Annotated in this window: 19 protein-coding genes; 13 read left to right on the top strand and 6 right to left on the bottom strand. The window is 71.7% G+C overall.

All coding sequences use genetic code 11. From position 1 onward, the window contains the following. Positions 1-969 carry a carboxylating nicotinate-nucleotide diphosphorylase gene (nadC, locus tag ACGFSC_RS02455; protein WP_359910497.1) on the top strand — a complete coding sequence of 323 codons (969 nt, stop codon included), beginning with the start codon at positions 1-3 and terminating at the stop codon, positions 967-969. Between the two features lie 46 nt (positions 970-1,015). Next, positions 1,016-1,804: a type III pantothenate kinase gene (locus ACGFSC_RS02450; RefSeq protein ID WP_359910494.1), complete on the top strand. Its 789-nt coding sequence runs from the start codon at positions 1,016-1,018 to the stop codon at positions 1,802-1,804. Positions 1,805-1,811: 7 nt separating this feature from the next. Here ACGFSC_RS02450 and ACGFSC_RS02445 read toward each other — a convergent pair whose 3' ends face one another. Together ACGFSC_RS02445 and ACGFSC_RS02440 are read right to left on the bottom strand one after the other, a co-directional pair. Then, positions 1,812-2,732: a hypothetical protein gene (locus ACGFSC_RS02445; protein ID WP_359910491.1), complete on the bottom strand. Its 921-nt coding sequence runs from the start codon at positions 2,730-2,732 to the stop codon at positions 1,812-1,814. Between the two features lie 98 nt (positions 2,733-2,830). Continuing rightward, positions 2,831-3,385, bottom strand: coding sequence for a SigE family RNA polymerase sigma factor (locus ACGFSC_RS02440; RefSeq protein ID WP_359910488.1), 555 nt, complete (start codon positions 3,383-3,385; stop codon positions 2,831-2,833). Positions 3,386-3,547: 162 nt separating this feature from the next. Here ACGFSC_RS02440 and ACGFSC_RS02435 point away from each other — a divergent pair, with 162 nt between their 5' ends. The 8 genes from ACGFSC_RS02435 to ACGFSC_RS02400 all read left to right on the top strand — a co-directional run bounded on the left by ACGFSC_RS02435 (position 3,548) and on the right by ACGFSC_RS02400 (position 15,602). After that, positions 3,548-4,294: a hypothetical protein gene (locus ACGFSC_RS02435; RefSeq protein ID WP_359910485.1), complete on the top strand. Its 747-nt coding sequence runs from the start codon at positions 3,548-3,550 to the stop codon at positions 4,292-4,294. Positions 4,295-4,578: 284 nt separating this feature from the next. Next, the gene (locus ACGFSC_RS02430) at positions 4,579-6,363 is read left to right on the top strand and encodes a hypothetical protein (RefSeq protein WP_359910482.1); all 1,785 of its coding nucleotides are present in this window, start codon (positions 4,579-4,581) and stop codon (positions 6,361-6,363) included. 95 nt (positions 6,364-6,458) lie between these two features. Beyond that, positions 6,459-8,015, top strand: a complete 1,557-nt coding sequence (lysX, locus tag ACGFSC_RS02425) for a bifunctional lysylphosphatidylglycerol synthetase/lysine--tRNA ligase LysX (protein WP_359910479.1) — start codon at positions 6,459-6,461, stop codon at positions 8,013-8,015. Between the two features lie 297 nt (positions 8,016-8,312). Next, positions 8,313-8,750, top strand: coding sequence for a BlaI/MecI/CopY family transcriptional regulator (locus ACGFSC_RS02420; protein WP_359910476.1), 438 nt, complete (start codon positions 8,313-8,315; stop codon positions 8,748-8,750). A gap of 11 nt (positions 8,751-8,761) precedes the next feature. Further along, on the top strand, positions 8,762-9,298 hold the full coding sequence (locus ACGFSC_RS02415; RefSeq protein WP_359910474.1) for an amino-acid N-acetyltransferase: 537 nt from the start codon (positions 8,762-8,764) through the stop codon (positions 9,296-9,298). A 91-nt stretch (positions 9,299-9,389) separates the two neighbouring features. Further along, positions 9,390-9,743 (top strand): Lsr2 family protein, encoded by a 354-nt coding sequence (locus ACGFSC_RS02410; RefSeq protein ID WP_359910471.1) that lies wholly within the window; start codon positions 9,390-9,392, stop codon positions 9,741-9,743. A 649-nt stretch (positions 9,744-10,392) separates the two neighbouring features. Continuing rightward, positions 10,393-12,912: an ATP-dependent Clp protease ATP-binding subunit gene (locus tag ACGFSC_RS02405; protein ID WP_359910468.1), complete on the top strand. Its 2,520-nt coding sequence runs from the start codon at positions 10,393-10,395 to the stop codon at positions 12,910-12,912. Positions 12,913-13,256: 344 nt separating this feature from the next. Continuing rightward, a complete protein-coding gene (locus ACGFSC_RS02400; protein WP_359910465.1) occupies positions 13,257-15,602 on the top strand; it encodes an immune inhibitor A domain-containing protein in 2,346 nt (781 codons plus the stop codon). A gap of 99 nt (positions 15,603-15,701) precedes the next feature. Here ACGFSC_RS02400 and ACGFSC_RS02395 read toward each other — a convergent pair whose 3' ends face one another. After that, entirely contained in the window at positions 15,702-16,946 is a 1,245-nt protein-coding gene (locus tag ACGFSC_RS02395; RefSeq protein WP_359910462.1) for a beta-eliminating lyase-related protein, read from the bottom strand. 357 nt (positions 16,947-17,303) lie between these two features. Here ACGFSC_RS02395 and ACGFSC_RS02390 point away from each other — a divergent pair, with 357 nt between their 5' ends. Next, positions 17,304-18,341, top strand: coding sequence for a M23 family metallopeptidase (locus ACGFSC_RS02390; protein WP_359910459.1), 1,038 nt, complete (start codon positions 17,304-17,306; stop codon positions 18,339-18,341). A gap of 15 nt (positions 18,342-18,356) precedes the next feature. On the opposite strand, the gene ACGFSC_RS02385 is transcribed toward ACGFSC_RS02390, so the two are convergent. Beyond that, entirely contained in the window at positions 18,357-18,989 is a 633-nt protein-coding gene (locus tag ACGFSC_RS02385; RefSeq protein WP_359910456.1) for a helix-turn-helix domain-containing protein, read from the bottom strand. Positions 18,990-19,212: 223 nt separating this feature from the next. Between ACGFSC_RS02385 and ACGFSC_RS02380 the strand changes: the two genes are divergently transcribed. After that, entirely contained in the window at positions 19,213-20,808 is a 1,596-nt protein-coding gene (locus tag ACGFSC_RS02380; RefSeq protein ID WP_359910453.1) for an MDR family MFS transporter, read from the top strand. 65 nt (positions 20,809-20,873) lie between these two features. On the opposite strand, the gene ACGFSC_RS02375 is transcribed toward ACGFSC_RS02380, so the two are convergent. Then, positions 20,874-21,809, bottom strand: a complete 936-nt coding sequence (locus tag ACGFSC_RS02375; RefSeq protein WP_359910450.1) for an A/G-specific adenine glycosylase — start codon at positions 21,807-21,809, stop codon at positions 20,874-20,876. A gap of 193 nt (positions 21,810-22,002) precedes the next feature. On the opposite strand from ACGFSC_RS02375, the gene ACGFSC_RS02370 reads away from it, so the two are divergent. Next, complete coding sequence (locus ACGFSC_RS02370) at positions 22,003-22,863, top strand: hypothetical protein (RefSeq protein ID WP_359910447.1); 861 nt, start codon at positions 22,003-22,005, stop codon at positions 22,861-22,863. 251 nt (positions 22,864-23,114) lie between these two features. Here ACGFSC_RS02370 and disA read toward each other — a convergent pair whose 3' ends face one another. Continuing rightward, positions 23,115-24,173 (bottom strand): DNA integrity scanning diadenylate cyclase DisA, encoded by a 1,059-nt coding sequence (disA, locus tag ACGFSC_RS02365; protein ID WP_188306273.1) that lies wholly within the window; start codon positions 24,171-24,173, stop codon positions 23,115-23,117. Between the last annotated feature and the right edge of the window lie 72 nt (positions 24,174-24,245).

Below are 24,245 nucleotides of genomic sequence, written 5' to 3'. Positions count from 1 at the left end.
ATGACCCACTCCCACGAGGAACTCCCCCTGGCCGACCAGGGCGGCTGCGGCGACGGCTGCGCCTGTGGCGACGGCGAGGGCTACGAGACCGGTCTTGACCCGCAGCTGGCCGAGCTGCTGGAGCAGGCCGGGCTGGACCCGGTCGAGGTCGAGGACATCGCCACCCTGGCGCTGGCCGAGGACCTGGCCGGCGGCGAGGACGTCACCTCGGTGGCGACCGTGCCCGCCGACGCCGTCGCCACCGCCGACTTCACCGCCCGTCAGGCCGGCGTGGTGGCCGGCCTGCGGGTCGCCGAGGCGGTCGTCTCGCTGGTCTGCGAGGAGGAGTTCGAGGTCGAGCGGCACGTCGAGGACGGCGACCGGGTCGAGGCCGGCCAGGTGCTGCTCTCGGTCCGCTCGCGCACCCGCGACCTGCTGACCGCCGAGCGCAGCGCGCTCAACCTGCTCTGCCACCTGTCCGGCATCGCCACCGCGACCAGCGCCTGGGCGGACGCCCTGGAGGGCACCGGCGCGGTGGTCCGGGACACCCGCAAGACCACCCCGGGCCTGCGCGCGCTGGAGAAGTTCGCGGTGCGCTGCGGCGGCGGCGCCAACCACCGGATGGCGCTCTCGGACGCCGCGCTGGTGAAGGACAACCACGTGGTCGCGGCCGGCGGCGTGGCCGAGGCCTTCCGGGCCGTCCGGGCCGCGTACCCGGAGCTGCCGGTCGAGGTCGAGGTGGACACCCTGGAGCAGATCACGCCGGTGCTGGAGGCCGGGGCCGACCTGATCCTGCTGGACAACTTCACCGTCGGACAGCTGAAGGAGGCCGTCGCGCTGGTGGCCGGCCGGGCGAAGCTGGAAGCCTCCGGCGGACTGACCCTGGCCAGCGCGCGCGAGGTCGCCCAGACTGGTGTCGACTACCTGGCCGTGGGCGCGCTCACCCACTCCTCGCCGATCCTGGACATCGGCCTGGACCTGCGCGCCTGACCGTCCGGACCCGCGCAGCCCCGTCCCGACTCGCAGAAAGCGGCCCATGCTCCTCACCATCGACGTCGGCAACACCCAGACCACGCTCGGCCTGTTCGACGGCGAGGACGTGGTGGAACACTGGCGGATCTCCACCGATCCGCGCCGCACGGCCGATGAACTGGCGGTGCTGCTGCAGGGGTTGATGGGCAACCACACCGCGGTCAAGGAGGCCGCGGTGGAGGGCCTGGCGATCTGCTCGTCCGTCCCCGCCGTGCTCCACGAGCTCCGCGAGGTGACCCGCCGCTACTACGGCGACGTCCCCGCGGTGATCGTGGAGCCCGGCGTGAAGACCGGGGTGCACGTCCTGATGGACAACCCCAAGGAGGTCGGCGCCGACCGGATCGTCAACGCGCTGGCCGCCAACCACCTGTACGGCGGCCCGTGCATCGTGGTCGACTTCGGCACCGCGACCACCTTCGACGCCGTCAACGCGCGCGGCGACTACGTCGGCGGCGCGATCGCCCCCGGCATCGAGATCTCGGTCGAGGCGCTCGGCGTCCGCGGCGCCCAGCTGCGCAAGATCGAGCTGGCCCGCCCGCGCAACGTGATCGGCAAGAACACCGTCGAGGGCATGCAGTCCGGCATCCTCTACGGCTTCGCCGGGCAGGTCGACGGCCTGGTCGAGCGGATGGCCCGGGAGCTCTCCAAGGACCCGGACGACGTCCAGGTGATCGCCACCGGCGGTCTCGCCTCCCTGGTCCTCGGCGAGGCCGCCACCATCGACGTGCACGAGCCGTGGCTGACCCTGATCGGCCTGCGCCTGGTGTACGAGCGCAACCGCCCCGCGAGCTGAGCGGCGCTCAGCGGCCGGGGGCCGGGAGGCCCGGCAGGGCCGACGCGGCCCCCGCCACCGCGTCGGAGGGCCGCAGGGTGGTCAGGCCGGTCGGCGCGGGTGTCGGGACGGTGAGCAGAGTCGCTCCCGGCTGCGGGGTCGGGAGCGGTTTACCCGCCCGCGGGTCCTTCGGGATGGCCGCCACGACCTTCTTCCAGCGCGGGTCCTTCACCACCGCGGCGAGTCCGTCCGGCGTCAGCGGCGGGTCGGTGCGGGTGATCGGCGTGCCCTGGTCCAGCGGCTTGCGGTTCCACTCCTGGAGCAGGATCTCGTAGCCGGGCCCGGTCAACGTGGCGGACCAGGTCTTGGAGCCGGCCGGCTCGCCGGGGCGCGTCCCCGCCTGGTAGAGGGTCAGGTGCTCGCCGCCGGGGAGGTCGGTCTCGCTGCAGGCGTCGCCCGGAAGCGGGCCCAGGCAGCCGGGCTCGACGCCGTTGCGCATGATCCAGAACAGGTACTGGACCGGACCGTTCCCGTCGTCCAGCACCAGCCGCAGCTGCGGGGTGTCGCTCTCGGTCCCCCGCGCCTCGCCCACCTGGACCGTCCCCGGCGGGAGCAGTTCGGTGAGCATCCGCTGGAACTCCGGGCCGGAGACCGGCGGGCCCGCCGCCGCACCGGAGGAGGCCGAGCCGGCGGACGCCGGGCCGCTCGGCACGGGGCCGGGCCCGGGCAGCAGGCTGCCGATCCCGGCCGCGCCCACCCCGACCAGGGCCAGCGCGGCGACGCCCGCCACGGTGCCGATCCGCCGCCTGCGGCGCAGCCGGCGCCCGTACGACCAGCCGGTGTCGACCAGCCGGGTGGCCTCGGCGTCGTAGGACCCGCCCGCCCGGCCGAGGGCCTCGGTGAAGGACTGCTCGAACCGCTCGTCGGGCCCGTCGTGCTCAGCGGACATGCTGAACCTACCTCTCTACCAATCGAGTTGACGTGAGTAGTGCGGAGACGCCGCCTTGCCGCGCCGCGCCGCGCCGCGCCGTGCCGTGCCGTGCCGGCTCAGCGCTCGGCCAGCTCGTCGAGGCTGCCGCCGAGCAACGCGCGGATCCGGCCGAGCGCCCGGAAGGACTGGGTCCGGACCGCCCCCGGGGTGAGCTGGAGGATCGCCGCGGTCTCCTCGACGCTGCGGTCCTCCCAGTAGCGCAGGACCAGCACCGCGCGGTCGCGCGGCGCGAGCCGGCCGAGCGCGTCCACCAGGGCCAGCCGCAGCTCCGGGTCGCCCTGCGGGGCCTCGCCGTCCGGCACCGCGTCGACCGGCCGCTCGCCGCTGGAGCGGCGGCCGCGGTGCGAGAGGAAGACCCGCACCAGCACGGTGTGCGCGTACCCGGCCGGGTTGTCGATCCGGCGCTTGGCCCCGAACGGGAAGGTGCGGTGCCACTGGACGTAGATCCGCCCGAACGCCTCCTGCACCAGGTCCTCGGCGAGGTGGGTGTCCCCGCCGGCGAGCAGGCAGGCCGACCGGTAGAGCGGTCTGGCGCGGGCGGCCGCGAAGGCCTGGAAGTCCTCGTCCCGCCGCCCGCCCCGGGACGCCTTCCCCTGACCGTCCGGTTGCATCCTGCCCGGCCCCCTCGCTCGTTCTCCCCTGACACCTGGATGACCAGCTGGCCCCCGGATGGCGTTACAGGTGGCGGCGAAAGGTTTTTTCACCAGGCCGAACATGGGTGGTTCGGCGCGACGTTACCGACAAATCGGATATTCCTCACGTAGTGTCAGCCCATGCCTACGCCACACGGATCGCGCGGCGGTATGGCCTTCAGCGCCGACGAAGTCCGCGTGTTGCGCCGAGCCCTCGCCCAAGCCCTGCACCCCGCCGTCCCCCTCCACCTCCGGCCCGACCGGCCGGCCCTCGCCGGGCCGGGCGCCGAACTCTGGGCGGAGGACGTCCAGGACGCCCTGCGCCTGACCGAGGCGATCGACGAGGCCGTCCAGGAGGGCGGCCGACTGCGCGCCTTCCTGCTCGCCGACCTCGGACGCTACCGCTCCGCCCTGCCCGGCAGCGCCCCCGGCTACCTGGAGCGGCTGGAGGACGCGGTGTCCGACGGGTACCTGCCCGGGCCCGAGGACCTCACCGCGCTGCGCGGGCTGAGCCGCCAGCCCTGCGGCCAGGGCGAGCGGGCCCGCCGCTCCCGGCTGGCCGGGCGCTGCCACGCGCTGGCCGAGGCCGCCGTCCGCGAACGGCTCGCCCTCCACACCGGGCAGCCCCGCCACCTGGTGGCCGTACCGAGCCCCGCCGCACCGCCGCACAGTCACCCCACCCCCGTAGGAGGACGGACCACCATGAGCAGCACCGAGTCCCGCCCGGAGCAGCCCGCCGCCGCGAAGACCCCGCCCCGTCCGCACCGGATGCCCACCCCCGCCGAGCTGTTCGGCCGCCGCCCCAAGCCCCCGGCCCGGCCCGCCCCGCCCGCCGACCTGTCCCCCGAGGAGACCGAGGACGTCGAACTCGCCACCGGCACCGGCTGAACCGGCCCATCCGCCGAACGGAGGGGAGACCGCCACCGCGGTCTCCCCTCCGTTCGTGCGCCGCCCTCCGCCGGCACGCCGGCCCATCGCCCGCAGGCCGGTCCATGTGTCGACAATGCCGTGATCCCGCCGGCCGCCGTCGATCACGTCTTCATAACCTTCACCCAGATGACCAGGCCGTTCGATCCCGTCCTGGGCGAATTGGCCACTGATCAACCGGGTTGACGACCGTTCAACAATCCCTAGGGTGCGGAGCCTCACCACTCCAACCGCGGGGGATTCACATGCTTTCGACTCGCACGCGCCGGATCCTCGGCGCGGGCACGGCCACGATCGTGGCCGCCCTGGCCGCCGGCACCGCGACCGTCCCGGCGCACGCCGCCGGCACCCAGCTCCGGATCTTCCCGACCGGCACGATCCAGATCTCGACCCAGCCGGCCCCTCAGCCCCAGTTCGGCGAGAACATCCACCTGCGGATCGGCCGGACCGGCACCGACGTCGTGACCGGCGCCAAACTCGCGTTCGACACCACCGGCATCGACGGGCTGGCCACGCTCGCCGTCCCGGGCTGCGCCACCGCGGGCAAGGTGATCACCTGCGACATCTGGCGCCTCGACCTGGAGAACATCAACATCACCAGCCACCCGTGGCTGAGCGCCGTCGCGGGCGTCCGCCCCGGTTCCACCGGCACCGTCCACGCCACCCTCAGCGCCCCCGGCGCCGAGACCGCCGAGGCCGACATCCAGGTGGAGATCGGCGGTGCCGGCTTCCGCACCAAGGAGCCCTCGGAGCAGCGTGACGTCAAGGTCGGCAGCACGCTCCCGTCGACTCTCGCCTTCGCCAACCACGGCGAGGTCGCGGCCCGGCGGGCGGTCGTCGAGGTCTACCTGACCCCGGGCCTCGACGTGGCCACCTGGCCCTCCAACTGCGAGTACGCGAAGGACAAGGGCGACTGGGCGGGCCACGGCTTCGGTTCCCCGATGCCCACCGTGCACGGCATCTGCACCATCGACGGCGAGATCGCCCCCGGCCAGGCCGTCAAGCTGAACGGCCTCGACCTCACCGTGGGCGCGGACGCCCGCTACGCCTTCGCCGACTACTCCGTCTTCCCCGCCGAGGGAGCGAGCGGCAGCAGCGCCGCGGACCTGCGCAAGCGGATGTCGTTCCAGCGCGGCACCGGCGCTCCCGCCACCCTGGTGCCGACCTCCGGCGAGGGGATCCCGGACGGCCTCGACATGAACGCCTACTCCACCGAGCAGGAGGTCCTCGCCGACAACGACGCCGACTTCGCGGTGAACGGCGCCTGGGCACCGGACGCCTCCGGCACCACCGGCACCTTCACCCTCGGCGCCGTCAGCGGCGGCCCGGCCTCGATCATGGACCGCAGCGGCGGCGAGAGCGCGCCCGAACTCCAGGTGCAGTTCCCGGAAGGCGTCACCGTCACCGGCCTGCCGTCGACCTGCCGGCCGAACGACTACGTCCTCGGCCAGAAGTCCGACAAGCCGCTCAACAAGTTCAACTGCGAGGGGCTGGGCGGGTTCTTCATCCCGGCCGGCGCCACCAACTCCCACAAGCTGACCCTCTCGGTCCCCGCGGGCACCGACGAGCTCACCGCGACGGTCTCGCTGCAGAACATGGCGAGCGACTACGAGCCGGGCCACCCCAGCGCCGTCATGAGCTGGGACCGCAACCCCGCCAACGACCTGCTGAAGGTCTCCCTGCGGGCCGCCCCGGCCACCACCCCCGGCACCGGCGGCACCCCCGCCCCGACCCCGACCGGGACGCCCACCACCGCGCCCGTCACCGACCCCTCCCCCGCGCCGACCACCGCGGTCGTCCCGGCCGGCCTCAGCGACAAGGACTCCACGAGCCCCGTCCGGGAGACCGGCACGGGCACCGGCGGCACCGGCACCGGCGGCACCGGGAGCGTCCGGACCTCCGACGGCCCGCTGGCCGCCACCGGCAGCTCCGCCGCCCTGCCGCTGGCCGCGACGAGCGCCGCCGCCGTGGTGCTCGGCACCGCCGGTCTGGTCACCGCCCGCCGGCTCCGGGCCCGCCGCAACGGCTGACCCGACCGCTCGTTCCCCGGGGGAGGCCGCCGTCACGGCCTCCCCCGCGGGAATCCCGGCGCGGAGCACCGTGTGTGGCTGGCTACCCTTGTGGGGTGAGCGATCAGAGCCTTGTTCCCGCGACCGACGACCTTCCCGAGCAGATGCGCGTCCGGCGCGAGAAGCTGGACCGGCTCCGGGCGGCCGGCGTCGACCCGTACCCGGTCGGATTCCCCCGCACCACCACCATCGCGGACCTGCGTGCCAAGCACCCGGACCTGGAGCCGGACACCGCGACCGGCGAACGGGCCGGTGTCACCGGCCGCGTGATCCTCTCCCGCACCGGCGGCAAGCTCTGCTTCGCCACCCTGCGGGACGGCACCGGCGACCTCCAGGTGATGTTCTCGCTGGACAAGCTGGGCGCGGAGCGGCTGGCGGCCTGGAAGACCGACATCGACCTCGGCGACCAGGTCGGCGTCGAGGGCGAGGTGATCACCTCCAAGCGCGGCGAGCTGTCCGTGATGGTGGACCGCTGGGAGCTCACCGCCAAGTGCCTGCGCCCGCTGCCGGACAAGCACAAGGGCCTGACCGACCCGGAGGCCCGGGTCCGCCAGCGCTACGTGGACCTGATCGTCAACCCCGAGGCCCGCGAGATCCTGCACCTGCGCAGCAAGGTCGTCCGCTCGATCCGCCGCACCTACGAGGACCGCGGCTACATCGAGGTCGAGACCCCGATGCTGCAGCCGGTGCACGGCGGCGCCAACGCCCGTCCGTTCAAGACGCACATCAACGCGTACGACATCGACCTCTACATGCGCATCGCCCCCGAGCTGTACCTCAAGCGGCTGGTGGTCGGCGGCGCCGAGAAGGTCTTCGAGATCAACCGCAACTTCCGCAACGAGGGCGCGGACTCCACCCACAACCCGGAGTTCACCTCGCTGGAGTCGTACGAGGCGTACGGCGACTACGACACCCAGGCCGAGCTGATCCGCGAGACGATCGTCAACGCGGCCCGGGACGCACTGGGCACCACGGTCATCAAGGGCGTGGACGCGCACGGCGTCGAGCACGAGATCGACCTGGCCGAGCCGTGGGAGGAGGTCGCGGTCTACCCGGGCATCTCCGCCCACCTGGGCGTGGAGGTCACCCCGGAGACCGGCGTCGAGGAGCTGCGCAAGCTGGCCGCCGAGCACGGCATCCCGTTCGAGAAGGACTGGGGCCACGGCCAGATCGTGCTGGAGATGGTCGAGCGCCTGCTGGAGGAGAACGCCGTCCGGCCGACCTTCATCAAGGACTACCCGACCGAGGTCTCCCCGCTGACCCGCCAGCACCGCTCGCAGCCCGGCGTGGCCGAGAAGTGGGACCTGGTGATCTTCGGGACCGAGATCGGCACCGCCTACTCCGAGCTGGTCGACCCGGTCGAGCAGCGCGCCCGCCTCACCGCCCAGTCGCTGCTGGCGGCCGGCGGCGACGTCGAGGCGATGCAGGTGGACGAGGACTTCCTGCGCGCCCTGGAGTACGCGATGCCCCCGACCGGTGGCCTCGGCCTCGGCGTGGACCGCCTGATCATGCTGCTGACCGGCAAGAACATCCGGGAGACGGTGCTCTTCCCGCTGGTGAAGCCGGAGCCGAAGGCTTCCGCCGCGACGGCGGAGAAGACCGAGGAGGAGTGACCTGATGGACTACGTCAGCGCGATCGTGCCGCCGCTGGTCATGGCGATCGGCTTCGGATTCCTGGTGCGGGCCATCGTCCGCAGCCAGGGCGGGGCCCAGCGGGCCAAGGAAGACGTCGACTGATCCCGCGCGGGCCGACGGGCCCCGCGAGGACCGGCGGGCGGAACCCGCGACCGACGCCGTCAGCCGCCCCGAACGACCGGCGCGCCGCCATTCCCGATTCCCGGGGGTGGCGGCGCGCCGGTTTGGCGTACTTCACAAGATTTGCCCCATTCACTCCCTATCCTGGCCGCACTATGGTCCGGCAACTCGGCGAACTTGAGAACGCCATCATGACCCGGGTGTGGCAGTGGAACCGACCGGTCACGGTTCGCGAGGTTCTCCTGGATCTGCGGTCGGAACGCGAAATCGCGTACACCACGGTGATGACCGTCCTGGACAAGCTCCACAGAAAGGGCTGGCTGCGCCGCGAGCGGGTCGGCCGGGCCTATCGATATGAACCGGTCTCCTCGCGTGAGGCGTACACGGCGGCACTGATGAACGACGCCTGGGCCACCAGCGACAATCCGGCGGCGGCCCTGGTGCACTTCTTCGGCCTGATGTCCCCCGAGCAACGCGAAGCGCTCCGGGACGCCTTGCGGGTGGCCGCTCTGTTCCCGCCCGATCCGACCGGGGCGGATTCCGCGGACGACGGACCCGATACCGGTGCGACGGAACCGGGAGCGGCGCGATAACGTCCGGGACCATGGAGGTCACCATCCGCCGGGCGCGGACCACGGACGTGCGGGCAGTGCGCAGGCTCATCGACACCTACTCGCGCGACGGCATTCTGCTGGACAAGCCCACAGTCACACTGTTCGAATCCGTCCAGGAGTTCTGGGTCGCGGAACGCGACGACAACGGCGTGGTGGTGGCCTGCGGCGCGCTGCACGTGATGTGGGAGGACCTCGCCGAGGTCCGCACGCTCGCGGTGGATCCGGTCGTCCGGGGCACCGGGATCGGGCACCTGCTGTTGGAGAAGCTGGTGCAGACGGCACGCTGGCTGGGCGTCCGTCGGATTTTCTGCTTGACGTTCGAGGTCGCGTTCTTCGCGAAACACGGTTTCGTCGAGATCGGCGAGCTCCAGGAAACCGATGATGGTACGACAGACCCGGCGGCGATCGCTACGGATGTCTATGAAGAACTCCTCCGCTCGTACGATGAAGGCGTCGCCGAGTTCCTCGACCTGGAGCGGGTGAAGCCCAACACACTGGGCAACTCGCGCATGCTGCTGCACCTCTGAGCCGCTCCACCCGGGTCAAGGGTTTGTGTTTTCCGGAGAAAGGCGCTTTCCTTTCCTTAGGCAATGGGTCGTTTAGCGGAAAGGGAAGCCCGTGGCACAGAGGGTGCAGGTCATTCTTGAAGACGATCTCGACGGCGGTTCGGCGGACGAGACGGTGACGTTCGCGCTCGACGGCGTTGCCTACGAGATCGACCTGAAGAGCGCCAACGCGGACAAGCTGCGCGGTCTGCTGGCGCCGTACGTGGAGAAGGGCCGCAAGCAGAGCGGCCGGCTCGCCGGCGCCCGTCGTCCGGGCCGCAGCGCCGCGGCGCGGCCGTCCGGCGGCGGCGCCCCGGACACCGCCAAGATCCGCGCGTGGGCCAAGGAGCAGGGCCTGGAGGTCAACGACCGCGGCCGCGTTCCGAGCAACGTCCGCGAGGCCTACGAGAAGGCCAACGCGTCCTGATCCCGGCTCCGCAGGCCCGCCGGAGCGGGTGCGGGGCCCCGGCGGCCGGAGGCGGCGCCGCCATCACACGCACGGGGCGCGGAGGAGTCTCCTCCGCGCCCCGCGGCGCGTGCCCGCGGGGCCGCCGCACCGGGAGCCTGCGGAGCACGGGCTCGGGCACGGGCTCGGGCGGCGGAACAATCACGGGCTGTGCAACGCTGTAAGGGCGAAGCGGTAACGAGGACACCCGGGACGGCGTACCCGGCCCCGGCCGCCGTTGAACCGCCGTCACCACGGCCCGACTTCTCGCCAGGCGAACACCGCCACCGCGGAAACTGCGCGAGAACCGCCCCGATACCGGGTATGAATGCAGGTGGACGGGTTCTTCGGCCCGTCCAGGGGCAGTATGTGCGACCGGCCGGACGGTTCCGGCCGCGCCCCGGCGGCGCGTGTTCGCCGATGGCGTAGCGGAATCCGGTGCATCCGGCCCGCCTGCGGGAACACCGTTTCCCAGCATCAGGTTGGGATTGGTGTCGGCTGGTCGCGCAGCATCTCGCTCCTCTACCGGGGAGTGAATCCGTGGGCCGCGCCGCTGAGCGGGACTAGCATGCGGAAGGACAGGGCGGGGACGGACCCCGAACTGCCCGACCGCTCTGAGGAGCGATAAACGATGTTCGAGAGGTTCACCGACCGCGCGCGGCGGGTTGTCGTCCTGGCTCAGGAAGAAGCCCGGATGCTCAACCACAACTACATCGGCACCGAGCACATCCTCCTGGGTCTGATCCACGAGGGCGAGGGCGTCGCCGCCAAGGCCCTGGAGAGCCTCGGGATTTCTCTTGAGGCCGTTCGCCAGCAGGTCGAGGAGATCATCGGCCAGGGCCAGCAGGCCCCGTCCGGTCACATTCCCTTCACCCCCCGGGCGAAGAAGGTGCTGGAGCTGTCGCTCCGCGAGGCCCTTCAGCTCGGCCACAACTACATCGGCACCGAGCACATCCTGCTCGGCCTGATCCGCGAGGGCGAGGGCGTCGCCGCCCAGGTCCTGGTGAAGCTGGGCGCCGACCTCAACCGGGTGCGCCAGCAGGTCATCCAGCTGCTCTCCGGCTACCAGACCGGCGGCGGCAAGGAGTCGGCCACCGCCGGCGGGCCCGCCGAGGGCACCCCGTCGACCTCCCTGGTCCTGGACCAGTTCGGCCGCAACCTCACCCAGGCCGCCCGCGAGGCCAAGCTCGACCCGGTCATCGGGCGCGAGAAGGAGATCGAGCGGGTCATGCAGGTGCTGTCCCGCCGCACCAAGAACAACCCGGTGCTGATCGGTGAGCCCGGCGTCGGCAAGACCGCCGTGGTCGAGGGCCTGGCCCAGGCGATCGTCAAGGGCGAGGTCCCGGAGACGCTCAAGGACAAGCAGCTCTACACGCTGGACCTGGGCGCCCTGGTGGCCGGCTCGCGCTACCGCGGTGACTTCGAGGAGCGCCTGAAGAAGGTGCTCAAGGAGATCCGCACCCGCGGCGACATCATCCTGTTCATCGACGAGCTGCACACCCTGGTCGGCGCGGGCGCCGCCGAGGGCGCCATCGACGCCGCCAGCATCCTCAAGCCGATGCTGGCCCGCGGCGAGCTGCAGACCATCGGTGCCACCACCCTGGACGAGTACCGCAAGCACCTGGAGAAGGACGCCGCGCTGGAGCGCCGCTTCCAGCCGATCCAGGTCGCCGAGCCCTCGCTGCCGCACACCATCGAGATCCTCAAGGGTCTGCGCGACCGCTACGAGGCCCACCACCGGGTCTCCATCACGGACGCCGCCCTGGTCGCCGCCGCCACCCTGGCCGACCGGTACATCTCGGACCGCTTCCTGCCGGACAAGGCGATCGACCTGATCGACGAGGCCGGCTCCCGGATGCGCATCCGCCGGATGACCGCGCCGCCGGACCTGCGCGAGTTCGACGAGAAGATCGCCGACGTGCGCCGCGAGAAGGAGAGCGCGATCGACGCGCAGGACTTCGAGAAGGCCGCGTCCCTGCGCGACGACGAGAAGCAGCTCCTGCAGGCCAAGGCCAAGCGCGAGAAGGAGTGGAAGGCCGGCGACATGGACGTCGTCGCGGAGGTCAACGAGGAGCTCATCGCCGAGGTCCTGGCCACCGCCACCGGCATCCCGGTCTTCAAGCTGACCGAGGAGGAGACGTCCCGCCTGCTGCGCATGGAGGACGAGCTGCACAAGCGCGTCATCGGCCAGAAGGACGCCATCAAGGCGCTCTCCCAGGCCATCCGGCGCACCCGTGCGGGCCTCAAGGACCCGAAGCGCCCCGGCGGTTCGTTCATCTTCGCCGGCCCGTCCGGCGTCGGTAAGACCGAGCTGTCCAAGACGCTGGCGGAGTTCCTCTTCGGCGACGAGGACGCGCTGATCGCGCTCGACATGTCCGAGTTCTCCGAGAAGCACACCGTCTCCCGGCTGTTCGGCTCCCCGCCCGGCTACGTGGGCTACGAGGAGGGCGGCCAGCTGACCGAGAAGGTCCGCCGCAAGCCGTTCTCGGTCGTCCTCTTCGACGAGGTCGAGAAGGCCCACCCGGACATCTTCAACTCGCTGCTGCAGATCCTGGAGGACGGTCGCCTGACCGACTCCCAGGGCCGCGTGGTCGACTTCAAGAACACCGTCATCATCATGACGACCAACCTCGGCACCCGGGACATCTCCAAGGGCTTCAACCTGGGCTTCGCGGCCACGGGTGACACCCAGACCGGGTACGAGCGGATGAAGGCGAAGGTCGGCGAGGAGCTCAAGCAGCACTTCCGCCCCGAGTTCCTGAACCGCGTCGACGACATCGTGGTGTTCCACCAGCTGTCCGAGGACGACATCATCCAGATCGTCGACCTCATGATCGACAAGGTGGACGAGCGGCTCAAGGACAAGGACATGGGCCTGGAGCTCAGCGTCGAGGCCAAGAAGCTGCTGGCCAAGCGCGGCTACGACCCGATCCTGGGTGCCCGTCCGCTGCGCCGCACCATCCAGCGCGAGATCGAGGACCACCTCTCCGAGAAGATCCTCTTCGGTGAGCTGCGGGCCGGCCACATCGTCGTCGTCGACGTCGACGGTGAGGGCAAGGAGGCCAAGTTCACCTTCCGCGGCGAGGAGAAGTCGGCCGTCGCGGACACCCCGGCCGCGGTCGCCTCGTCCGGTCCGGACCTGACGAAGTAGCCCAACTTTTAACAGACAACTTCACAGCCACCGAGCCCCCGGCGTTCGCGCCGGGGGCTCGGTGCGTTCCGGCCCCTCCGCGGTCGGCACCGGTACGGACCGGGACGACGGCTTCCGCATGGGCTGGTACGGGTGCGCTCGGTTTCTCAGCGAGCTTTAACCAACATACGGTTGACAGACGGTCAGGTGATAGGGAGTCGCGGAGCATAGCGCCGTGACCATGTCACGGTCAAGGTCTATCTTTTCTGTGCACGCTTGTATCAAATGACGTCCACCTGTCTTTCATTTTGGTTTGCCGGGCTTTGGCCAAGAGCTGGGCCCCGGTCGGGGAGGACGTCACAACGTTGAAGAGCACCAGGAGAACCGCTGCGGCTGCCACGGCCGCAGCGGTCATAGTCACGCTCGGCGCGGGCCTGTTCCCGGGCACCGCCGTCGCCGCCGGCTCGGCCCCGGTCCCGCGGGACCCGGCCGAAGCCGTCCAGAACACCGAGCACAACCTTCCGGGCCCGCTGACGGCGAAGGTGGAGGCGGAGCAGAAGGCCGCCACCGAGAAGCTGCTCAACGGCACCGCCGAGGTCGAGCAGCACAACGGCAGCACCAGCGTGAAGCTCGGCAAGGACAAGTACGTGGAGCTCGCCCGCGAGCGCACGGACAAGATCTTCACCATCCTGGTCGACTTCGGTGACCAGGTGGACAACACCACCAAGACGCCGGACGGCAAGGTCAAGTACGGCGGCGAGGCCGGCCCCAAGCACAACGAGATCGAGAAGCCGGACCCGGCCACCAACAACTCGACCCAGTGGCAGGCCGACTACAACCAGCAGCACTACCAGGACCTGTACTTCGCCAAGGACAAGCCCTCGCTGAAGACCTACTACGAGAAGCAGTCCTCGGGCCGCTACTCGGTCGACGGCGTGGTCCAGGACTGGGTCCGCGTCCCGTGGAACGAGGCCCGGTACGGCTCCGACTACTGCGGCTCCAACGTCTGCGCCAGCGCCCAGGACCTGATCCGCGACGCCGTGGACATCTGGTACAAGGACCAGCAGGCCAAGGGTCAGACCGAGGCCCAGATCAAGGCGACCCTGGCCTCGTACGACCAGTGGGACCGCTACGGTTCGCACCACGACGGGAACTTCAACCAGCCCGACGGGTACATCGACCACTTCCAGATCGTGCACGCCGGCGAGGACAAGTCGGCCGGTGGCGGCAAGCAGGGCACCAAGGCCCTGTGGGCGCACCGCTCGTACGTCTACGGCAACCTGCAGGGCTCGGCCGGTCCCGAGGGCAACAAGCTCGGCGGCGTCCAGGTCGGCAACAGCGGCCTGTGGATCGGCGACTACACGATGCAGCCCGAGAACGGCGGCCTCGGCGTCTTCGCCCACGAGTACGGCCACGACCTCGGTCTGCCGGACCTCTACGACACCGCCGGCAAGGGCATCGACAACTCGGTCGGCTTCTGGTCGCTGATGTCCTCCGGTTCCTGGCTCGGCGAGGGCAAGAACAGCATCGGCGACATGCCGAACGACCTCGACGGCTGGAGCAAGTACCAGCTCGGCTGGCTGAAGGTGGACCGCGCCAAGGCCGGCACCGAGTCGACCCACCACATCGGCCCGGCGGAGTACAACAGCAACCTGCCGCAGGGTCTGATCGTCGACCTGCCGAAGAAGAGCATCACCACCGACATCAACAAGCCGTTCGGCGGCACCGGTGAGTGGTGGAGCGGCAGCGCCGACAACCTGAACGTCACGCTCACCCGCGACATCGACCTGACCGGCAAGGCCAAGGCCAGCATCAACGCCAAGGCCTGGTACGAGCTGGAGCAGGACTTCGACTACGCGTTCGGCGAGGTCTCCACCGACGGCGGCAAGAACTGGACCGTCGTGGACGGCACCTGGAACGGCACCGCCCTGCCGCGCGAGAACGGCCGTCCGGCCCTCAGCGGCCAGGTGGCCGCCTGGGGCGACCTGTCGTTCAACCTGGACGCCTTCGCGGGCCAGAAGGTCAAGTTCCGCTACCGCCACACCAGCGACGGCGGCCTGCACTTCCGCGGCCTGACCCTGGACAACGTCGCGGTCGTCGCCGACGGCGCCACCGTGTTCAGCGACGACGTCGAGAACGGTGACAACGGCTGGGTGGCCGACGGGTTCTCCCGCTTCAGCGGCTCGTACACCAAGGACTACGCGCAGTACTACATCGCGGAGAACCGGCAGTACGTGTCCTTCGACCAGACCCTGAAGACCGGCCCGTACAACTTCGGCTTCGCCGACAAGCCGGGCTGGGTCGAGCACTACTCGTACCAGCCCGGCCTGCTGATCTGGTTCTGGGACGAGTCGCAGACCGACAACAACGTCAGCGCCCACCCGGGCCACGGCCTGGTCCTGCCGGTCGACTCGCACCCGGCCCCGCTGAAGTGGTCCGACGGCGCCCTGATGAAGCCGCGCGTCCAGGGCTTCGACTCCACCTTCGGTTCCCGTCGCGTCTCCCCGCTGACCCTGCACAAGGCCGGCGTCGAGACCGTCATCCCGAAGGCCAAGGGCGTCGACGAGTTCAACGACCTGAAGTCGTGGTGGAGCAAGGACAACCAGTACGCCGGCGTCGACGTCCCGAAGACGGGCACCAGCATCGAGGTCGAGAACGAGTCCTCGAACTACCTGGAGACCTGGATCCGGGTCCGCCCGGTCGACAACTGATCGTCACCCCCGGGTAGCGATCGGCCTGTGACCAGGCAGCTCTGACAACTCCACGTCTGGCCCGTCCCCGCAGCGCGCGGGGGCGGGCCGGACGCTTTGTCAGGCCCGGCCGGCCGCCAGCCGGTCCAGGAAGGCGGCGGCCGCCACCGTGACGTCGGCGGCGGTCCAGCCGAGGGCGGGCGCCGCGACCGTGACCTCGGTCATCGACAGCCCGGGCGGCCCGCCCGCGCGCCAGGCGCCGAACAGCCCGATCCCGGTGTCCTCGGCCAGCCCCAGTCCGGCCTCCTCCAACTCCCCGACCGGGTACGGCAGCCAGAGCTGGAACTGGTGGGTGTGCGGCGGGGCCGGGTGCACCCGGGCGCCGGGGACGGCGGCGAACGCCCGGTCCAGCGCCGCGGCGACCGTCCGGGCGTGCGCCACGTACCCGGGCAGCCGCGGCAGTTCGCGCTCCAGTCCGGTCAGCGCGGCCAGCGCGAACGGCCACTGCTGGTAGAGCTGCCCGCCGTAGCGGTGCCGCCAGGCCCGGGCGGTGCGGACGAAGCCGCCCGGACCCGCCAGCGCGGCGCCGCTGATCCCGCCGAGCGTCTTGTAGAAGGAGACGTAGACCGAGTCGGCCAGGGCGGCGACCTCCGGCAGCGGCCGGCCGAGGGCGACCGCGGACTCCCAGATCCGGGCGCCGTCCAGGTGCAGCGCCGCACCGTGCTCCTCCCGCACCACCGCGGCCAGCTCCACCAGCTCCGCCCAGCCCGGCAGCACGAACCCGGCGTCGCGCAGCGGCAGCTCCAGGCTGAGCGCGGCGTACGGCTCGTCCAGGGCGCGCAGTTCCTCGGCGGTGGGCTGGCGCGGCTCGGTCGTCGGCCAGAGGCTGCGCAGGCCGGACAGGACACCGAGCGCGTGCCGCTCGTGCCGGTCGGTGTGGGCCAGCGGGTGGGTGACCACGGTGCGCGGGCCGGCCGCCTCGGCGTGGATCCGCAGGGCGATCTGCTGGGCCATGGTGCCGGTCGGGAAGAAGGCCGCGTCCTCGGTGCCGAGCAGCTCGGCGACCCGGTGCTCCAGGGTGCGGACCACGCCGTCGCCGTACTGGTCCGGGCGGCCGTCCAGGTCGGGGACGGCGTGCGGCCCGGGGGCCGCGTCCGGCCCGGGGGCGGCGCCCGAGCCGGGAGCGGCGTCCGGCCCGGGGCCGGCGTCCGGGAGCGGGCCGGCCAGGTCGGCGAGGCGTTCGCGGATGCTCTGCGGCTGGACGCCGGACAGCAGCCGCTCGCAGCCGCGCAGGGCGGCGAAGCGGCGGTCCGGCAGGCTCGGGCGGTCACTGGCGTCGGGGTCTTCGCTCCTGTTGCCATACATGGCTCGATGGTGCCGCAGCGGGCCGGACCGGTCAGCGGTCCGTACGAAAGCGGTTCGAGCCCGCCAAACCCGGGCCGCGCGTGGCGCTGGTCACAGGCCCGCGGCCCGGTACGACCGGCGGTAGTAGCGCACCCGGGGGAACCGGCGGGCGCGCCGGAGCGGACCTGGACGATCGGATCTCATGATCGGTACTCCATCGGTTTGAATCTCCGGCGCCACGCCGACTACACGCCGTAGTACGTCACCCCGTTTGGGACTCCGCTCGGTGACCGTTACACCTGAGTGGTCCCCCGCTCAGCACGCGCCCGAACGGGCCCTTCGTGCTGCCCTCGTACGACCCGTGAGGTACGGCAAGCGATGTCCAACGTCCCGCCCTTGGCGCCGGCCCTGCGCCGGCTCGCCGCCCGTGCGGCGGCCCGGGCCGCGGCCTGGCAGCCCCGGCTCGACCACGCCGTCCGTACCCACGCCGCGCCGCTGCACACGCTCGCCGCCCGTACGGCGGCCCGGGCCGCGGCCTGGCAGCCCCGGCTCGACCACGCCGTCCGTACCCACGCCGCGCCGCTGCGCACGCTCGGATCGCCCCGGCACACCACGCTGCCCGGCAGCCGGCAGCGGGCCGAGCACGACCACGCGCTGGTCTCGGCCGGAGCGGCCGCCGTGCTGCTCGCCGGCGTGCTGCTGGTCGCCACCCCGGGCTCGGCCTCGGCGCAGACCGTGCTGCCCACCACCCCGGGCAGCTCGGCCTTCACCGTGCCGAAGGTGGACGTGCCGAGCGCGGGGCTGGTCCAGGTGGCCGGACCCAGCGCCTACAAGCTGCCCGACGACGGCGACTCCGCGCAGCAGTCCGTGGCCGTGGCGGCCAACCTGCTGCCGTTCGACCCGCCGGCACCGGAACCGGAACCGGCACCGGAAGCCGCCGCCGAGCCGGCCCCCGAGCCCGACCCCGGCCCGGCCCCGGCCCCGGCCCCGGCCCCGGCCCCGGCTCCCGGATGGTCGGCGCCGGTGCCGAACGCACCGACCAGCAACCCGTACGGGAAGCCCAACCGCAGCTACGCGGCCGGGTACCACACCGGGGTGGACTTCGCGGTCGCCCCGGGCACGCCGCTGCTGGCGGTCGGCGACGCGACCGTGGTGTCGGCCGGCTGGGACGGCGCGTACGGCAAGGAGGTCGTGCTGCGGCTGGCGGACGGGCACTTCGCGCAGTACGCCCACATGTCCTCGGTGGCCGTCGCGGCGGGCGAGCGGGTGTCGGCGGGCGAGCGGATCGGCATGTCCGGGAGCACCGGCAACTCGACCGGGCCGCACCTGCACTTCGAGATCCGCACCAGCAACCGCTACGGCGCGGTGGTCAACCCGATCGCCTACCTCGCGGGGCACGGCGTCACGAACTTCTGAGCCGCCCCGCGGCGCTCAGCGGGCGCCGGGCGCGGGGTGGCTGATCCGGGCGCCGATCTCCAGCGCGATGTCCCGGGCCGCGCCGATCGCCTCGTCCAGTTCGGCGGGGGGCAGCCGCTCGCCCCACACGTTCGGGGCGTGACCGCAGTTCGCGCTGTCCTGCTTGACCAGGAACAGCGACGAATGGACGGTGAACAGCGCCATCGCGGCCCGCAGCCGGTCGTGGAAGTCCGCGTCCGGCCCGTGCACCAGCTGCATCATGGTGATCATGCGATCCCTGAAGGCCAGCCCGGCCGGGGACTCGCGCAGCGCGGGCTGGTTCTCGTGGAAGAAGCGCAGCAGCGGGGCCCGCTCGGCCATCCCGTCCGCGAAGCGGCGGATCAGCTCGTCGCGCACCTCCGGGCTCCAGACCTGCTGGCGGCCCCACGCGACGGTCTCGTCGATCGGCGCGGCCATCCGCTCGACGATGCCCAGGACGATGTCGTCCTTGGTCTTGAAGTGGTAGTAGAGCGCGGCCTTGGTGACGCCCAGGCGGTCGGCGATCTCGCGCAGTGAGGTCTGCTCGTAGCCCTGCTCGGAGAAGAGCTCCAGCGACACCTCGATGATGCGAGCCCGGGTGTCGCTGCGGGGGCTGTGCGGAGTGCCCATGGCCTGCCTCATGACTGCGTCGGTTGACTACTGCGGACCCCGGGACGGCGGCCGCCCCGGACTCATTCTCCCTGCCCAGAAGGCCGGTCGGGAAACTGGCTTGACGACCGGCTAGTAAACAACCTACCGTGCCGACGGTCGATAAACTAGCCGGGCGACAAGTAAGTGAGCCGCCGCACGGCACGACGCTCCGTCCGAACCACGCTCCGGGAGACCCCACCCCATGTCACAGCCCAAGACCGCCGGCCCGGTACCGGAGGACAAGACGGCCGAGGAGGAGCAACCGCGGTCGCCCCGCGAGATCCGCCTCGTGATGGTCGGTCTGGTCGTCACCATGCTGCTGGCCATGCTCGACAACCTGATCGTCGGCACCGCGATGCCGACCATCGTCCACGACCTCGGCGGCGGCGAGCACCTGTCCTGGGTGGTCACCGCCTACACCCTGGCCACCGCCGCCTCCACCCCGGTCTGGGGCAAGCTCGGCGACATGTACGGCCGCAAGGGCACCTTCCTCACCTCGATCGTGATCTTCCTGGTGGGCTCGGCGCTGTCCGGCCTGGCGCAGAACATGAACGAGCTGATCGGCTTCCGCGCCGTACAGGGCCTGGGCGCCGGCGGTCTGATGGTCGGCGTCATGTCGATCATGGGCGCGCTCGTCCCGCCGCGCGACCGCGGCAAGTACCAGGGAATGTTCGCCGCGGTGATGGCCCTCGCCACCATCGGCGGCCCGCTGGCCGGCGGCTTCATCACCGACCACCTGAGCTGGCACTGGACCTTCTACATCAACCTGCCGCTCGGCGTGATAGCGCTCGCCGTGGTCGTCGTCACCCTGAAGCTGCCGAAGGTCCGCAACACCGCCAAGATCGACTACGCGGGCGTCGTGCTGCTCACCACCGGCATCACCTCGCTGGTGCTGATCACCACCTGGGGCGGCCAGCAGTACGCCTGGGGCTCCAAGGAGATCCTGGGCCTGACCGCGCTCGCCGCCGCCTCGCTGATCGCCTTCTGCTACGTGGAGCAGCGGGCCGAGGAGCCGATGCTCCCGCTGAGCCTGTTCCGGAACCTGAACTTCACCCTGGTCTCGATCATCGGCTTCATCGTCGGCTTCGTGATGTTCGGCTCGACCGTCTTCCTGCCGCTCTACCAGCAGACGGTCCAGAGCGCCTCGGCGACCAACTCCGGTCTGCTGCTGATGCCGATGATGTTCGGCATGCTGATCGTCTCGCTGGTGGTCGGCCAGGCCGTCACCAAGACCGGCAAGTACCGGATCTACCCGATCATCGGCACCATCGTGATGACCGCCGGCCTGATCCTGCTCTCCACCATGGGCATCGGGACCAGCAGGTTCACCTCGGCCTGCTGGATGGTCGTGCTCGGCGCCGGCATGGGCTTCCTGATGCAGATCACCATGCTGGTCGCGCAGAACAGCGTCGAGCTCAAGGACATGGGCGTGGCCAGCTCCACCGCCACCCTGTTCCGCACCATCGGCGGCTCCTTCGGTGTCGCGCTGTTCGGCGCGCTGTTCAACAACCGGGTGACCGACACCATGGCGGAGATGCTGGCCGGGAAGCCGATGCCCCCGGGCGGCATGAAGGACCCGCAGCAGAGCAGCCTGGAGGAGCTGCACAAGCTGCCGGACTACGTCCAGGACGCCTACAACCACGCGGTGTCCAACGGCATGCACACCGTCTTCCTGTGGGGCGCGGGCGTGGCCGTGATCGCGATCGCCGCGGCGGTGTTCCTGCGCGAGGTGCCGCTGCGCGGAACCGGCAAGGGCGAGAAGCCGGCCGAGGCCTCGCTGGAGGCGGCGGCCGTCTGACGGCCCCCGCACACGACGGCGCCCCCGGGAGGTCCTCTCCCGGGGGCGCCGTCGTGTTCCGCCGCTTACTGGGGCAGCCGGTAGACGCCCTGCTCGACCGGCTCGACCAGGCCGTCCGCCACCAGGCCGTCCAGCGCCCGGGCCCGCTGCACCGCGTCCGGCCAGACCACGTCCAGCCGGGCCTGCGGCACCGTCCCGTGCGCCTCGCGCAGCACCGCGAGCAGCTTGCCGCGCACCTGGCGGTCCGTCCCCTCGTAGGACTGACCGCGCCGGGCCGGGCCCTCGTACGGCGGGCGGCCGGCCCGCTGCCAGGCGCAGGCGGTGAACAGCGGGCAGTCCCCGCACTCCGGGCCGCGCGCGGTGCAGACCAGCGCGCCCAGCTCCATCACGCCGACCGCCCAGGTGGCCGCCGTCTCCGCGTCGTCCGGCAGCAGCGCGGTGGCGGTGCGGCGCTCGGCCGCGGTGGTCGCCTGGGGCGGGTACTCGACCCCGGTCACCGCGCGGGCGAAGACCCGGCGGACGTTGGTGTCCAGCACCACGTGCCGCTGGCGGAAGGCGAAGGAGGCGACGGCGGCGGCGGTGTACTCCCCCACCCCGGGCAGCGAGAGCAGCGTGGCGTGGTCGTCCGGGACCTCGCCGCCGTGCTCCTCGGTGATCGCCACCGCGGCCGCGTGCAGGCGCAGCGCCCGGCGCGGGTAGCCCAGCCGGCCCCACATCCGGACCGCCTCGCCGGACGGCTCGGCGGCGAGGGCGGCCGGGGTCGGCCAGCGGGTGAGCCAGGCCTCCCAGGCGGGCAGCACGCGCTTGACCGGGGTCTGCTGGAGCATGAACTCGCTCACCATGACCGCCCAGGGCGTCGCGTCGGGGGTCCGCCAGGGCAGGTCCCGCTTGCTCGCCTCGTACCAGTCCAGGACGGTCGAGTGGAACAGCGGCAGGGGCATCGGCAGCCGGGCGGCGTCGGCGGCCGAGACAGGGAGGGCGGGGGTGGTGATGGCAGTCATGGCCCTTCGATCCTCCCATGCCCGCCGACCGGGCCGAAGTGGATCAGGCCACTCCGGATCCTCCCGGGGAGGCTCCGGAAATCGTCCGATTGGAGCTCGCTCGAACGGATCAAATGGCGGATCATGTGAAGGAAGGGGCGACTGTGCGGTGTTGGTGAGTCAATCGCCACACACAGTCTCGTAGAGTTTGATCGTGCCTTCTCTGCGTCAACCCGTCGGACCACTGCCGGCCTCGATCTACTGGCGTCGGCGCATCGTCGTGCTCGTCGCCGCCGCGGCGGTCGTCGCCCTGATCGCCTGGCTGATGATCGACCCGGGCGGGGGCGGTGACGGCGGCTCACCGGGCAACGCCGCACAGGCCGTTCCGTCCCAGTCCCAGAACCAGACCCCGGCCCAGGCCATCACGCCCGGCGCCTCCCCGAGCGGCCCCGCGGCGCGCCCCGGCGGCGGCACCGGCGGCCCGGTGGCGGGCGGCGGCGGCACCGAGGTCAACCTCAGCGGCGGCACCGGCACCGGCGGCGCCAACCCGGCCCCCGGAGGCGGCGCGGCGCCGGCGACCGGCGGCGGTACGGGCGGCTCCGGCGGTACGGGCGGCGGCGGCACGGGCGGTGCTCCGGCCGTGAACACCCCCGAGATCATGGCGCTGCCGGTCTGCGCCTCCTCGCAGGTGGCGCTGGAGCTGGCCGGTACCCAGAACTCGTACCAGCCCAAGGACAAGCCCCGGCTGGCCCTGACGGTCAAGAACTCCTCCGGCACCAACTGCCGGGTGGACCTGGGCCGCACCGCCTCCGTGATCACGGTGAGCGGAAGCACCAACGACCGGGTCTGGTCCTCCGGCGACTGCCCGGCCGACAAGGGCAACATCTGGGTGCAGCTCGGCGCGAACGGCAGCCAGACCGAGACGTTCACCTGGGACCGCAGCCGCAGCAAGCCGCAGTGCGCGACCGCCGACCAGACGCCGCCGCCGAGCGGCACCTACGTGGTGCTCGCGGAGCTCACCGGGCTCTCCGGGGACAAGGTCTCGGCGCGGGCCTCGATCCGGCTGGACAGCTGAGAACCGGTCAACTTTTCCTGGAGCCCCCGGCCGCCGCGCGGCCGGGGGCTCCGTCGCGTTCGGGGGCTCCGTCGCGTTCGGGGGCTCCGTCGCGTTCGGAGGCGGGTTCGGTGCGGTGCTCCGCGCTTCGGCGCGGCACGGCTCCCGTTCGGTGCGGCTCCGGTTCGTGCGGACGTGCGACGGCCCCCGGGGAGGTCTGTCCCCCCGGGGGCCGTCGCCGAGTTCGGGCGTCCGTACGGCTGCGCGTCAGGTCAGACGTAGCGCTCCAGGATGGACGATTCGGCAAGGCGGGACAGGCCCTCGCGGACCGAGCGGGCGCGGGTCTCGCCGACGCCCTCGACGGTCTGCAGGTCGTCGATGCTCGCGGCGAGCAGCTTCTGGAGGCCGCCGAAGTGCTCGACCAGGCGCTCTATGACCGTGTTGGGCAGGCGCGGGATCTTCGCCAGCAGGCGGTAGCCGCGCGGCGAGACGGCGGAGTCCAGCGACTCCGGCGAACCCGAGTAGCCGAGCGCCTTGGCGACGGTCTGGAGGTCCAGCAGCTCGGCGTGGGTGAGCGCCTCCAGGTCGGCCAGCACCTCGGTGACCGTCCGGCCCTTCTTGGCGGCCCGCTCGGGGAAGTAGTCCCGGGCGACCAGCTCGCGCTCCGGCTCCACGCCCGCGATCAGCTCGTCCAGCTGGAGCGAGAGCAGCCGGCCGTCGATGCCGAGCTCCAGCACGTAGCCGGCGATCTCGGTGGCGATCAGCCGGACCATCTCCAGGCGCTGGGCCACGGCGGTGACGTCCCGGACCGTCACCAGGTCCTCGATCTCCAGCGCGGAGAGCGTGCCGGCCACCTCGTCCAGGCGCAGCTTGTAGCGCTCCAGGGTGGCCAGCGCCTGGTTGGCGCGGGACAGGACGGTGGTGGAGTCCTCCAGCACCCGGCGGGTGCCGTTGACGTACATCGCGATCAGCCGCATCGAGTGCGAGACCGCGACCACCGGGTAGCCGGTCTGCCGGTTGACCCGCTCGGCGGTGCGGTGGCGGGTGCCGGTCTCGTCGGTGGGGATGGTCGAGTCCGGCATCAGGTGCACGCCGGCCCGGACGATCTTGGTGATGTCCTTGTCGAGCACCACCGCGCCGTCGAGCTTGCACAGCTCGCGCAGCCGGGTGGCGCTGAACTCAACGTCCAGGACGAAGCCGCCGGTGCACAGGGACTCGACGGTCTTGTCGAAGCCCAGCACGATCAGACCGCCGGTATTGGCCCGCAGGACCCGCTCCAGGCCGTCACGAAGCGCGGTACCGGGCGCGATGGCGGTGAGGGAGGCCCGCAGCAGGGCCTCCTCGCGGGAGGCCTTGTCCGCCCCCCGGTCGCTGGCTGCCACGTGACTCCTCCGGTCGACCCG

It is taken from the genome of Kitasatospora sp. NPDC048715, assembly GCF_043198905.1.
GTDB classification, from domain to species: Bacteria; Actinomycetota; Actinomycetes; order Streptomycetales; family Streptomycetaceae; genus Kitasatospora; species Kitasatospora lactacystinica.
The sequence above is the reverse complement of the archived record's forward strand: the minus strand, read 5'-3'. Positions and strand labels throughout refer to the sequence as shown.